Below are 13,240 nucleotides of genomic sequence, written 5' to 3'. Positions count from 1 at the left end.
TCAGTTTAATCTCTGTTTATTTGCTACTTTCGTAGCACCCTTATTGCTAAGGGGTCGCTCACTCAAAATACTGACAGGCCACTATTTTCATAGTGCCTATTTCATTACTTCTTGTGAACATTTGATATGTTAAGTATCACAGCGACTAGCGCTGTGTGCACTTTCATCAAACGTCCACACTTATCGACTGTTAATTTTTAAAGAACTTATTCGGTGTTACTTTCGCACTTGACAAATCGTTTTGTTTGTCAGCGAGAAGGAAGAGTATGAAGCGTTTGCAGCATTTCGTCAACCTTCTTTTTTTCTCGCTTCACTCTGCATTTGCATGCGGTGTTCTGCGAGGGGGCGAATTATAGCCAACGCTGGGCGCCGTGGCAAGAAACATTTCTACGACACGGCCCATCCCCTGTTTCTTGCATCCTGTCGCACAGGCATGGCGCAAAGCGGCACTGGTCGTTACAGTTGCATCATCAAATACAGACAGTGAAAGCCGCACATGTTTCCTTTGCCAAAAACCCAAGAAACGGTCAAAACCGTCGCCACCTGGCTGCACCGTGCCTTCGATGCGGTGGCTACCTGGGTAACGCAACTGTCCTGGTGGAAGTTCCTGGTGTTTGCCATATTGATGCTGATAGCGGGCTCCATCCTGCAGGACGAGCTGTTTTCTTCCAATACGGTCATCCAGGAGAATGTTCGCAGCGACAAGTCCAAGCGTCGCAGCGGCGAAAGCAATATCGTCATCGACGACAGCGGCATTCGCTTCAATCCCCGCAACAAGAACATCAACAAGGACGCCGAGAAGGCTGTCGAGGAACATCCCGATGCTGCCGCCGTCCCTCCGGAGCCTGTAGAACCTGTGGAGCCTGCTGAGGCGGCCGAGCCGACAGTGCCGGAAGCGCCGCCGGCAGTACCAGCCACACCGGCAACCCCGGCTACCCCGGCCACCACCGGCAAATCTGGCAAAGCTGCCGCCGTCCCCTCCCTGCCCTCGCTGCCCGGCGACGAAGTCCACATCGAACTGCCGCCGCAAATCGGCGAGGAGTTGTCCAACGCTATCGAAGAAGCAGTGGACGATGCCGCCGAGCAGAAAGTGGCCCGTTACCACGTGCAGGCATCGACCTGGTTCAAGAGTTTCGTGACCTTGCTGGTGCTGGCATTATTCGGGATCAAGGCCCTGATGGGCAGCAAAAAGCGCGCGGAAGCGGAAACCCAGAACGCCAACGCCACCGCCGAACGCGAAGCCATGCAGCGCCAGCTGTCCGAAGCGCGGATGCAGATGATGCAGGCGCAAGTAGAGCCGCACTTCCTGTTCAACACCCTGGCCTCGGTCGAACACCTGATCGAAACCGATCCGCCACGCGCCTCGGCCATGCAGCGCAGCCTGATCCGCTATCTGCGCGCGGTGCTGCCGCAAATGCGCGATAACGCCCTGATCACCAACCTCGGCCGCGAAGCCGACATGGTGGAGGCTTACCTGAACCTGCTCAAAATGCGCATGGAAGAGCGCCTGATCGTGGAGTTCGATGTGCCGGACGGACTGCGCACCGCCGCCTTCCCGCCCATGATGCTGCAATCGATGGTGGAAAACGCCATCAAGCACGGACTGGAAGCGAAGCCCGAGGGCGGCGTGCTGAAAGTGCGCGCCGAAGTGGCCCACAACAAGCTGCGCGTGATTGTCTCCGATACGGGCTTGGGCTTTGGCGCCGTGCCCAGCAACGGTACTGGCCTGGGGCTGACCAACATCCGCGAACGGTTGAAACTGCTGCATGGCGAGCAGGGCCAGTTACTGATCGCCGCCAACAGCCCGAGCGGCGTGATCGCCACCATTGAGGTGCCATATGCCCTGGCCAAGACCACGCTGGAAAAGAAGCCTCATTGATTAATTGACCATGAGCGCAATTCGTTGAATAATTGATCAACTATCCTTTTGATAAACCTTAGCCAGCAAACACGATGCCTACCGCAATTATTGCCGATGACGAAAGACTGATGCGCGACCAGCTGCGCATGCGCCTGGAACAAGTGTGGCCCGAGCTTGAAATCCTGGGCGAAGCCAAGAACGGCGATGAAGCAATCGAGCTGGTGGACCAGCTCAAGCCCGACTTTACGTTTCTCGACATCCGCATGCCCGGCAAGACCGGCATGGAAGCGGCCACCGTGATTGGCAACAAGAGCAATATCGTCTTCGTTACCGCCTACGATGCCTATGCGGTCGAAGCGTTCGAGCGCGGCGCCATCGATTACGTGCTCAAGCCGTCCGAGCCGGAGCGGCTGAAAATCACGGTCGATCGCCTCAAGGAACGCCTCAACAAGCCGGTCGCGCCGGACGTAAGCGCCAGCGTGACGGCGCTGCTGTCGCAGCTGACCGAGAAAATTTCCGCCCCAAAGCCATCGCACCTGCAATGGATACAGGCGAGCATCGGCCAGGACCTGCGCATGATCCCGGTCGAGGAAATCCTGTTTTTCCGTTCCGACGAAAAATACACGTGCGTGCAGACCGAGCGCTACGAGGCGCTGATCCGCAAGCCGGTGCGCGACCTGGCCGAAGAACTCGACCCCAAGCTGTTCTGGCAAATCCACCGCGCCACCCTGGTCAATGTCAATGCGATCGAAGGCGTGACGCGCGACATTCGCGGCCGGCACCTGGTCATGATCAAGGGCCGCTCCGACAAGCTGGAAGTAAGCCGCAGCTTCCTGCATTTGTTTAAACAGATGTAAACGGCAGATCTCAAGTGCGCAGGCGCGCGCTTGAGCCGCATCAAGGGGTGGCCCCGCACTTGTCCTAAGGTACAAGATGCAGCCGCCCTTCTCCGGCTGGGGATTTTGCATGAAGCTACCCGGCCACCTCCGCTCCCTGCTCGCCATCACCGCCGCTGCCGGCGCCGCGTGGCTGGCGCAGCCTGTGGTGCGTGCGTTGTTGCGTCCATTGTTGCACCCGGTCGGGAGCAAGTCATGGCGCCGCAGCCGGGGCATCATCCAGCACGCCAGCGACGCCATTATCATCACCGACGAGCGCCAGTCCATCCTGAAGGCCAACCCTGCGGCAGCCGCCATGTTTGGTGTGACCATCGACGAGATGCAGGGCGCGCCGCTCAACGCGTTCATCCCGCGCGACCAGCGCCTCGGCGCCAACATGGCCACTTCCCACTATTTCGGCGACACCGGCATCCACCTGCGCATGAAGGGCCGCCGCGCCAGCGATTACGCGGTCACCGGCGTGCGCCGCGACGGTCAACACGTGCCGTTGGAAGGTTCCATCTCATCGCTGTACGAGAGCGGCAAGCCGATCTATACGATCATCTTGCGCGACATTACCGAGCGCAAGCAGGTACATGAACAGCTGGCACAGTCCACCACGCAGCTGCGCGAGCTGTCGGCCGCGCTGCAAACCATCCGCGAGGAGGAACGCAGGCACATCGCCCGCGAACTCCACGACGACCTGGGCCAGTTGCTGGCCACGCTGCGGGTGGACCTGGCGCTGCTGCAACGCCAGGTGCGCGAACCGGGGGCGCGCAAGCTGCTCGATGGCATGGATGACCTGGTCATGGCGGCAATCACGTCGCTGCGGCGCATCGCCAGCAACCTGCGGCCGCGCGCACTCGATGAAGGTGGTTTGTATTTTGCGCTGGAAAGCCTGCGCCAAGAATTCGTGTCCCACTACGGCATTGCCTGCCGATTGCATGCGAACGAAGAAGAATTGATACTCGATGATGCCTACAGTACAGCGATTTACCGCATCGTGCAGGAAGCGCTGACCAACATTACGCGCCATGCGCAGGCCAGCCGTGTCGATCTGTCATTGCGACGCGTCGACGATTTGCTCGATATTTCCATCCAGGATGATGGTCACGGCATCGCCGCCCAGGACATGGACAAAGCATCGTCCTATGGCCTGATCGGGATGCGCGAGCGGGTCTGGGCGCTGCACGGCGATATTTCCATCCTCAACGACGGCGGTACGCGGATTATGGTCCGCCTGCCGCTGCCGCCGCGCGCCGCTCCCTAGACCAGCTTAGAACGAGTGACGGATACCGACGTTGAAGGCCTTGTCGCCGGTGCCTGGCTCGTTGTTGTTACCAACGGTGTAGCCGGCGCCGTTCTTGTTCTTGATCTTGGCGTAGCTGGCGTAGGCGCCGGTACGCTTCGACAGCGCGTACAGGTAACCCACTGCGAACTGGTCGGCGTCCTGGTTGAAGGCGGTGCGGTCGTTCTTGCGGGTGTACGACGTCATGATGGTGCCAGCACCGACCGGGATTTGCGCGCCGACCAGCATGTCACGGCTTTCCAGGCTGGCCGTTGGGGCCACGCGGTAGCCGAAGGCATTGGCCACTGGCAGCGGCGAGCTGTTCAGGCCTTTGTTGGCGCCGAAGGCGAAGTAAGCCTTGACCACCTTGAAGTCATAGTTCAGGGCCACCAGGGTGTTCTTGCCGGTGTCACGCTCGGTCACGACGCCGTTGGCAACGGTGTCGTTGTTGCGGTTGTTGTACACCACGCGCACGTTCAACGGACCTTGCGAGAAAGCCATGCCCAGGCCGAACTGGCGCGCTGCTTCGCTGCTGCCAGCCTGCTCGCCCAGCGCGTACTGGCCGTCGATGGTGAAGCCCGAGAAGGTCGGGGTCGTGTAGATCAGCGAGTTGCTGACGCGGGTCAGGTTGCCCGAAGTTGGGAACAAGTTCTTGGCGCTACCGGCATAACCGGCGCCAAACGGGTCGGCGACCTGGCTCAACGCGTTGTACAGCATGGTTTGTTGACGACCGATGGTCAGGGTGCCGGCATCCTTGCTTTTCAGACCGACCATGGCGGCGCGGTTGAACAGCGCATTGTTGGAGTTGTCCAGGGTACCGTCGTCCACTTTCAGGCCGGCTTCCAGCTGGAAGATGGCCGACAGGCCGTTGCCCAGGTCTTCGGTACCACGGAAACCCAGACGCGACTGGCCGCCGATACCGCTGGTCACTTTGGTCACATTGCCGGCTGCACCGCCGCGCTCGGAAACCATACCGACGTCAACCAGACCGTAGATGGTGACGTTCGATTGCGCTTGGGCTTGGGCTGCGAAGCCGCCGATGATCATTGCTGCCAGAGTAAGTTTTTTCACTTGAAGATCTCTACTGAAGGTTGAAAGAGTGCTGCACGATTTGCTTGTACCGGCGGAATCATGCCTATCAATTACTTCAACAATGTGACATCGCCAAGCTGTTGTTTTCGAACCACAATGCAAAACAGCCGCACATGGCGGCTGTTCTTGGGGGCAATAAGCCTTACTTCAGGCGGCAGGACAGCAGGTAGTAATACTCGAGCCGCTCGATGCGAATCTGCTTGGTGGACGCGGCAAAGCGCTTGCGCAGCGTGCTGTCGGTCAGGTAATTCTTCATGATTTCGTAGCGCTGGCCATCGTCGGCGGTGAGGATCTGGTGGGTATTGCCTTCCATATCGGTGCGGGCAAACACCATCGAATTGCCATCGACATAGGTTTCGTCCAGCAGTACCAGCAACACTTCCTTGCCCAGCTTGGTGCGCAGCTCTTTCAGGTATTTTTCCTGGTCTTCGCGGCGCACGTGCGACCACAAGCCGGCGGCGAACACGGCGGTGTACTTGCCTTCCAGGCCGTCGGGCAGGTTGAACGCGTCCATGATGCCGAAGGTGACCACGTCCTCGTCGAGGCCACGGGTTTCGGCCAGGGCTATCATTTCCGGCAACAGGTCGGTGGCGTGGACCGACTCGGCGGTTTCCGCGATCAGGTCGGTCCAGTACGCGGTGCCGCAGGCCAGTTCCAGCACCTTGTGGCCTTCGAACATCTCGGCGACCATTTCCTGCAGGTCGTCGAGATCGTCGAAGCGCTCTTCCTGGGCATAGACCTGGTCGTAATTGTCGGCGTTAACGGCATAAAATTGTGCCAACTGATTGGTAATCATGGGAGTGCTTTCTCGTTTTACAGTTCGTAGTGCTCTTTATCGCCACTCATGGCTTGCTCCACCAGTTTGCGGTTGAGCGTGGGCGCCAGCAGTTCGATAAAGGTGTATATATAGCTGCGCAGGTAGGCGCCCTGCTTGACGGCCACGCGCGAAACGTTCATGCCAAACAGGTGTCCTACGGGAATCGCGCGCAGATTCTTGTCGCGTTCGGCGTCGAAGGCCATGCCCGCGATGATGCCGATACCCATGCCCAACTCCACATAGGTCTTGATGACGTCGGCGTCTATCGCCTCGAGCAACACGTCGAGCTTCAGGCCGCGCAGCGCAAAAGCGTGATCGATCTTGCTGCGGCCGGCAAAGGCGCCATCATAGGTGATGATCGGGTACGCTGCAATTTCTTCCAGCGTGACTTCCTTGTAACGCAACAGCGGATGGTCGGGCGCGACCACCAGCACGTGCTCCCATTGATAACATGGCAATGTGATCAAACCGTTAATGCCGGCGATCGATTCGGTGGCGATCGCCAGGTCGGCCTGGTCGCGCTGGACCATCTCGGCGATCTGCTGCGGATTACCTTGCAGTAAAGACAGCCGCACCTTGGGGAACTTGACCATGAAGGCCTGCACCACCTTCGGCAAGGTGTAGCGGGCCTGGGTGTGGGTGGTGGCAATGGTGAAGCTGCCGCTGTCCTGGGCCGCGTACTCCTTGCCGATGCGCTTGAGGCTGTCGATTTCCTGCATGATCAGTTCCACCGACGACAGCACCAGCCGCCCCGGCTCGGTCAGACCACGGATGCGCTTGCCATGCCGGGTAAAAATGTCCACTCCCAACTCTTCTTCGAGCTCGATAATCGCCTTGGACACGCCGGGCTGCGAGGTAAACAGCGCCTTGGCGGCGTCGGTCAGGTTGTAGTTCTGGCGTACAGCTTCGCGCACGAAGCGCAGTTGGTGAAGGTTCATCTCTGCCGATCTTTAATTAACGTCCATGCTTATACTCAATCCTTATATAAGCAAATAAAGACTAAGTCGTTTGGAATAAGGCTGAAGTTTATTACTATTGCAGCTACTTTGGGGATTCTAGTAAGCGACCAACCAGGAAGAATATGTATCAATACGATCAATACGACCATCTTATCGTGCGCGAACGCATTGCACAGTACCGCGACCAGGTACGTCGCCGCCTCGCCGATGAGCTGACCGAAGCCGAGTTCGTGCCGCTGCGCCTGCAAAACGGCTTGTACATGCAACGCCACGCCTACATGCTGCGCATCGCCGTGCCTTACGGCCTGCTGGCGTCGAAGCAGATGCGCATGTTCGCCCATATCGCCCGCAAGTACGACCGCGGCTATGGCCATTTCACCACGCGCCAGAACATCCAGTTCAACTGGGTGGAGCTCGAACAGACCCCGGACATCCTGACCGACCTGGCTTCGGTGGAAATGCACGCCATCCAGACCTCGGGCAACTGCATCCGCAACACCACGTCCGACCCGTATGCCGGCGTGGCCGCCGACGAGATCATCGATCCGCGTCCGTACGCCGAGGTGCTGCGCCAGTGGTCCACGTTCCACCCCGAGTTCATCGCCTTGCCGCGCAAGTTCAAGGTCGCCATCAACGGCGCCGTGGAAGACCGCGCGGCGATTGCCATCCATGACATCGGCCTGACCGTGGTGCGCAACGACGCCGGCGAGATCGGCTTCAAGTTCATGGCCGGCGGCGGCATGGGCCGCACGCCGATCATCGGCAGCGTGATCCGCGACTTCCTGCCTTGGCAGCACCTGCTCACCTATACCGAAGCCGTGATGCGCGTGTACAACCAGTACGGCCGCCGCGACAACAAATACAAGGCCCGCATCAAGATCCTGCTCAAGGCCATCGGCGCCGAAGAATTCGCGCGCCAGGTCGAAGAAGAATGGGCCGATCTCAAGGACGGTCCCGAGACGCTGACGCTGGAAGAAATGCAGCGCATTATCGACTACTTCCAGCCGCCGGCCTATCAACAGCTCGACGACAGCGATGTCGTGGCCGCGCAAGCCGGTAACAAGGCGTTCGCCAACTGGGTCGCGCGCAACGTCAAGCCGCACAAGCAGCCCGGTTACGCGGCCGTGGTGCTGTCGCTGAAAAAACCTGGCGTGCCGCCGGGCGACGCCACCGCCGAGCAGATGGACTTCATGGCCGACCTGGCCGACCGCTACAGCTTCGGCGAACTGCGCGTGACCCACGAGCAGAACGTGGTGCTGGCCGATGTCGAACAGTCGCAATTGTACGCGCTGTGGCAGGAAGCCAAGGCGCACCAGCTGGCCACGCCGAATATCGGCCTGCTGACCGATATCATCTGCTGCCCGGGCGGCGACTTCTGCTCGCTGGCCAACGCCAAGTCGATCCCGATCGCCGCGTCGATCACTGAACGCTTCGAGAACATCGATTACCAGCACGATATCGGCGAGATCGAACTCAATATCTCGGGCTGCATCAACGCCTGCGGCCACCACCACGTCGGTTCGATCGGCGTGCTCGGTGTGGACAAGGACGGCAGCGAGTGGTACCAGGTCTCGATCGGCGGCGCGCAGGGCAACAACGCCGCCATCGGCAAGATCATCGGACCGTCGTTCTCCGCGCAGCAGATGCCGGAAGTGATCGACCGCCTGCTGCAGGTGTACCTGCGCGAGCGCTTCGAGGACGAGTCGTTCGCCCAATGCGCACAGCGCCTTGGCGTGGCACCGTTCAAGCAATTTGTGTACGCCACGCCGATCGCCGAAAAAGGTGGTCGCCTGGTAGGAGAGGATGAATATGTCTGACGCTGTTAAAAACCTGATCATCAAGGGCCGCGAAGTTGTCGAAGATGGCTGGCAGGTCTTGCGCCTGGCCGAACCGGTGGAAGGTGCGCCAGCCATCGACCCGGCCACCGTCAGTGTCCCGGCAGGCCACATCATCGTGCCGCAAGCGGTATGGCTGGTGCAGCGCGAGCTGCTGGCCGCACGCGCCGCCGCTGGCGAAATCGGCGTCTGGATCGCCAGCGACGAGCGTCCGGAAGCGATCAAGGACGACCTGTCGCAGTTCGCCCTGGTGGCCGTGGACTTCCCCAAATTTACCGATGGCCGTGGCTACTCGATCGCCTACAACCTGCGCTTGCGCCTGGGCTGGACCGGCGAGCTGCGCGCGATTGGCGACGTGCTGCGCGACCAGCTGTTCCAGATGAGCCGCGTGGGCTTTGATGCCTACGTGGTGCGCGCCGACCGCGACGTGCACGACGCGCTCAAGGGCCTGTCCGATTTCTCCGAGACGTACCAGGCTTCCGTGGACCAGAAAGTACCGCTGTTCCGCCGCCACGCGCGCCTGGCCGCCGGCGCTTGATCGGAACCGCCATGAGTGATCTGAGCAAGCTCATTGCCGACAGCAGCGCCACGCTGTCGCGCATCGCCAGCGATTTTTCCCCGGCCGTTTTCGCTTCGAGCCTGGCCGCCGAAGACATGGTGCTGACCGACCTGATACTGAAATCGAAACTCGATATCGGCATCTTCTCGCTCGAAACCGGGCGCCTGCATCCCGAAACGCTGGACATGCTGGACAAGGTCAAGGACCGCTACGACGGTTACGAGATCGCGCTGTACAAGCCGCAGCCCGAAGCCGTCGATGCCTACGTGGCGCAGAACGGCCTGAACGCCTTCTACGACAGTGTAGAGATGCGCCGCGAATGCTGCCGTATTCGCAAGGTCGAACCGCTGGGCCGCGCCTTGGCCGGCAACAAGGCCTGGATAACGGGACAACGCCGCGCGCAATCGACCACCCGCGCCGAGCTGCACGTGCAGGAAGACGATGCAGCGCACGGCATGGTCAAGTTCAATCCGCTGGCCGACTGGTCGGAGGAAGACGTGTGGAATTACATCCGCGCCAACGACGTGCCGTACAACGCGCTGCACGACCAGGGCTTTCCATCGATCGGCTGCGCACCGTGCACGCGCGCCGTGCAGCCAGGCGAGGATGTACGCGCCGGCCGCTGGTGGTGGGAAAACCCGGACTCGAAGGAGTGCGGACTGCACATGGTAGACGGCAAACTGATACGCATTAAATCCGTGGCTGCCTGAGTTTCGGCCGCCGAACAAGAAAGAACATATGAACGCATTAGCTGAAAACCACGCCGTGCACGTCAATGCGCGCCACCTCGACGCCCTGGAATCGGAAGCGATCCACATCATGCGCGAAGTGGCGGCCGAGTGCTCCAACCCTGCCCTGCTGTTCTCGGGTGGTAAAGACTCGGTGGTCTTGCTGCGCATCGCAGAAAAGGCTTTCCGCCCGGGCAAATTTCCGTTCCCGCTGGTGCACGTCGATACCGGCCATAACTTCCCGGAAGTGATCACCTTCCGCGACAAGCGCGTGGCCGAACTGGGCGAGCGCCTGATCGTCGGCTCGGTCGAAGAATCGATCAAGAAGGGCACGGTGCGCCTGCGCAATCCGGCCACCGATTCGCGCAACGCCGCACAAGCGGTCACGCTGCTGGAAACCATCGCCGAACACGGTTTCGATGCCTGCATCGGCGGTGCCCGCCGCGACGAAGAAAAAGCCCGCGCCAAGGAACGCATCTTCTCGTTCCGCGACGAATTCGGCCAGTGGGATCCGAAATCGCAGCGCCCGGAATTGTGGGACCTGTATAACACCCGCGTCCATCCGGGCGAGAATATGCGCGTGTTCCCGATCTCCAACTGGACCGAGCTCGATGTGTGGCAATACATCGCCCGCGAACAGCTGGAACTGCCGCCGATCTACTTCGCCCACGAGCGCCAGGTCATTCCGCGCAACGGCCTCTTGGTGCCACTGACCGACCTGACCCCGCCGCGCGAAGGCGAAACCGTGGAAACGCAAGTGGTGCGCTTCCGCACCGTGGGCGATATCTCGTGCACCTGCCCGGTATCGTCGGACGCCTCGACGGTGGACGCCATCATCGCCGAGACGGCAGTGACGCAAGTGACCGAGCGCGGCGCCACCCGCATGGACGACCAGACTTCCGAAGCATCAATGGAAAAACGTAAAAAAGCAGGATACTTCTGATGAACGCACTGACTGACAACACTGTTCAAAATTTGTCGGAGCGCGGCCTGCTGCGCTTCATCACCGCCGGTTCCGTCGATGACGGCAAGAGCACCCTGATCGGCCGCCTGCTGTTCGACAGCAAGGGCATCTTCGCCGACCAGCTGGACGCCATGTCGCGCTCCAAGCACAAGCGCACCGTGGGCGACGCGGTCGACCTGTCGCTGCTGACCGACGGCCTGGAAGCCGAACGCGAACAGGGCATCACCATCGACGTGGCCTACCGCTACTTCGCCACGCCCAAGCGCAAGTTCATCATCGCCGACACCCCCGGCCACGAGCAGTACACGCGCAACATGGTGACCGGCGCTTCCACTGCGGACGCCGTGATCATCCTGGTCGATGTATCGAAAGTGAAGCTGCGCGAGGATGGCGGCGTCGATCTGCTGATCCAGACCAAGCGCCACTCGACCATCGCCCACCTGCTGCAGATCGAGCACGTAATCGTGGCCGTCAACAAGATGGACCTGGTGAACTACGACCAGGCGATCTACGACCGCATCGTCAAGGCTTACCAGGAATTCGCCGCCACGCTAGGCCTGAAAGATGTGACGCCAATCCCATTGTCGGCGCTGACCGGCGACAACGTGGTCGATCGCAGCGACAAGCTGGCGTGGTACCAGGGTCCTACCCTGATCGAGCTGCTCGAATCGCTGTCGGTCTATGATGAGTCGCACGATGCGCCGTTCCGCTTCCCGGTGCAGCTGGTGGCGCGCCACAACGGCCACGAAGCCAACGACTTCCGCGGCTACATGGGCCGTATCGAAGCCGGTAAAGTATCGGTCGGCGACAAGCTGGTGGTACAGCCTTCGGGCCAGAGCGCCACCGTCAAGGACATCGTCACGCTGGAAGGCTCGCACCAGTCGGCCGTGGTGGGCCAGTCGGTGACCCTGCTGCTGGAAGAATACCTGGACATCTCGCGCGGCGACCTGCTGGCCGGCGCCGACCAACCGGCCACCCTGCTCAAGACCCTGAAGGCGGACGTGTGCTGGATGTCGGACGAGCCGCTGGACCAGCGCCGCAAGTACTGGATCAAGCACGGCACCAAGCAGACGTCGGCCAAGATTACGGCAATCGAGTCGCTGTTGGACATCAATACCCAGCAGCGCCACGATGCCGACGGGCTGAAGCTGAACGACATCGCGCGCATCGGTCTGACCGTGCAGCAGCCGCTGGCAGCCGACGCCTACGCCGACATCCGCGCGACCGGCGCCTTCATCCTGATCGATGAAGTGACCCACCAGACGGTTGCAGCAGGTATGATTCGTCTGGCGGATTGAGGGGAGCCTCGCAAAACCTACTGCGCGACCCGCTATCGCATCTCCGTTGCTCAGCGTACGCAAGTACGCTTCCGCTACTCAATGCGATAGCGAGCCGCTCGCTACGGTTTTTCGAGGTCCCCTCAACCGCCCGCTGCGGCGCAGCCATTCAAGGAATTTATTGTTATGCCAACTCTCGGAAAAGTTTACCTGATCGGCGCCGGCCCCGGCGCCCAGGACCTCATGACACTGCGCGGTGCGCGCCTGCTGGCGCAAGCCGACGTGGTGCTGCACGACGCCCTGGTCACGGCCGAGATGCTGGAACTGTGCCCGCAAGCCGAGAAAATCCTGGTCGGCAAACGCTGCGGCCAGCTTTCCAGCGCCCAGCAGTTCATCAACAAGCAGCTGGTCGATCATGCCTACAAGGCCGCCGTGGTGGTGCGCCTGAAGGGCGGCGACCCGATGCTGTTCGGCCGCGCCGACGAAGAACTGCGCGCGCTCGAGGAAGCCGGTATCGAGGTGGAAGTCGTCCCCGGCATTACCACCGCACTGGCTGCCGCCGCCACCACCAAGCAGCCGCTGACCAAGCGCGGCGTCTCGCGCAGCGTGGCGTTCTTCACCTCGTCCACCGCACCGGACGAACGCGAGCAGGATGCGATACCCGATTCCGACACCCTGGTCCAGTACATGGGCGGGCGCGAGGCGATTGCCACGGCCCGGCGTCTGCTCGATGGCGGCCGGCGCCCCGATACGCCGGTGGTGGTGATCGAAAACGTCAGTCGCGCCGACCAGCATATCCGCCGCATGACCATCGCTGCCATGGCCCACGGCCTGGGCGAAGCACATGGCCCGGTGCTGGTGATGATCGGCGATGCCATGCAAACGCGTAGCCACCAGCAGCTTGAAAGCCGGATCAGCGACGCAATACAGCAGCAACTCCGCGCGTAACTCCTCAAAAAACGTAATAGAATATCCATTCTTACCA

12 protein-coding genes are annotated in these 13,240 nt (G+C 60.8%); 9 read left to right on the top strand and 3 right to left on the bottom strand.

Going from position 1 to position 13,240, the window contains the following annotated elements; translation table 11 throughout:
* The first annotated feature begins 496 nt into the window (after nucleotides 1-496).
* From F8197_RS25600 to F8197_RS25590, 3 genes are all read left to right on the top strand, one after another.
* Nucleotides 497-1,879 (top strand): sensor histidine kinase, encoded by a 1,383-nt coding sequence (locus F8197_RS25600; protein ID WP_152884548.1) that lies wholly within the window; start codon nucleotides 497-499, stop codon nucleotides 1,877-1,879.
* 74 nt (nucleotides 1,880-1,953) lie between these two features.
* On the top strand, nucleotides 1,954-2,718 hold the full coding sequence (locus tag F8197_RS25595) for a LytTR family DNA-binding domain-containing protein (RefSeq protein WP_019921917.1): 765 nt from the start codon (nucleotides 1,954-1,956) through the stop codon (nucleotides 2,716-2,718).
* Nucleotides 2,719-2,827: 109 nt separating this feature from the next.
* The gene (locus F8197_RS25590; RefSeq protein ID WP_152884546.1) at nucleotides 2,828-4,006 is read left to right on the top strand and encodes a PAS domain-containing sensor histidine kinase; all 1,179 of its coding nucleotides are present in this window, start codon (nucleotides 2,828-2,830) and stop codon (nucleotides 4,004-4,006) included.
* 6 nt (nucleotides 4,007-4,012) lie between these two features.
* On the opposite strand, the gene F8197_RS25585 is transcribed toward F8197_RS25590, so the two are convergent.
* From F8197_RS25585 to F8197_RS25575, 3 genes are all read right to left on the bottom strand, one after another.
* Nucleotides 4,013-5,071, bottom strand: coding sequence for a porin (locus tag F8197_RS25585; protein ID WP_056139181.1), 1,059 nt, complete (start codon nucleotides 5,069-5,071; stop codon nucleotides 4,013-4,015).
* Nucleotides 5,072-5,258: 187 nt separating this feature from the next.
* Nucleotides 5,259-5,912 carry a class I SAM-dependent methyltransferase gene (locus F8197_RS25580; protein WP_152884544.1) on the bottom strand — a complete coding sequence of 218 codons (654 nt, stop codon included), beginning with the start codon at nucleotides 5,910-5,912 and terminating at the stop codon, nucleotides 5,259-5,261.
* 17 nt (nucleotides 5,913-5,929) lie between these two features.
* Entirely contained in the window at nucleotides 5,930-6,871 is a 942-nt protein-coding gene (locus F8197_RS25575; protein ID WP_019921913.1) for a CysB family HTH-type transcriptional regulator, read from the bottom strand.
* A gap of 143 nt (nucleotides 6,872-7,014) precedes the next feature.
* On the opposite strand from F8197_RS25575, the gene F8197_RS25570 reads away from it, so the two are divergent.
* The 6 genes from F8197_RS25570 to cobA all read left to right on the top strand — a co-directional run bounded on the left by F8197_RS25570 (nucleotide 7,015) and on the right by cobA (nucleotide 13,203).
* Nucleotides 7,015-8,709 carry a nitrite/sulfite reductase gene (locus F8197_RS25570; RefSeq protein WP_152884542.1) on the top strand — a complete coding sequence of 565 codons (1,695 nt, stop codon included), beginning with the start codon at nucleotides 7,015-7,017 and terminating at the stop codon, nucleotides 8,707-8,709.
* On the top strand, nucleotides 8,702-9,265 hold the full coding sequence (locus F8197_RS25565; RefSeq protein WP_152884540.1) for a DUF934 domain-containing protein: 564 nt from the start codon (nucleotides 8,702-8,704) through the stop codon (nucleotides 9,263-9,265). Before F8197_RS25570 ends, F8197_RS25565 begins: the two co-directional genes overlap by 8 nt.
* 11 nt (nucleotides 9,266-9,276) lie before the next feature.
* Nucleotides 9,277-9,996: a phosphoadenylyl-sulfate reductase gene (locus tag F8197_RS25560; protein ID WP_152884539.1), complete on the top strand. Its 720-nt coding sequence runs from the start codon at nucleotides 9,277-9,279 to the stop codon at nucleotides 9,994-9,996.
* A 28-nt stretch (nucleotides 9,997-10,024) separates the two neighbouring features.
* Entirely contained in the window at nucleotides 10,025-10,957 is a 933-nt protein-coding gene (cysD, locus tag F8197_RS25555) for a sulfate adenylyltransferase subunit CysD (protein ID WP_056139171.1), read from the top strand.
* A complete protein-coding gene (locus F8197_RS25550) occupies nucleotides 10,957-12,276 on the top strand; it encodes a sulfate adenylyltransferase subunit 1 (protein ID WP_152884537.1) in 1,320 nt (439 codons plus the stop codon). Before cysD ends, F8197_RS25550 begins: the two co-directional genes overlap by 1 nt.
* 165 nt (nucleotides 12,277-12,441) lie before the next feature.
* Nucleotides 12,442-13,203 carry a uroporphyrinogen-III C-methyltransferase gene (gene cobA / locus F8197_RS25545; RefSeq protein ID WP_152884536.1) on the top strand — a complete coding sequence of 254 codons (762 nt, stop codon included), beginning with the start codon at nucleotides 12,442-12,444 and terminating at the stop codon, nucleotides 13,201-13,203.
* Nucleotides 13,204-13,240 lie beyond the last annotated feature (37 nt).

Source organism: Duganella sp. FT27W (genome assembly GCF_009295655.1).
Lineage (GTDB): Bacteria > Pseudomonadota > Gammaproteobacteria > Burkholderiales > Burkholderiaceae_D > Rugamonas > Rugamonas zoogloeoides.
This window is presented reverse-complemented; position numbering and strand designations above follow the sequence as displayed.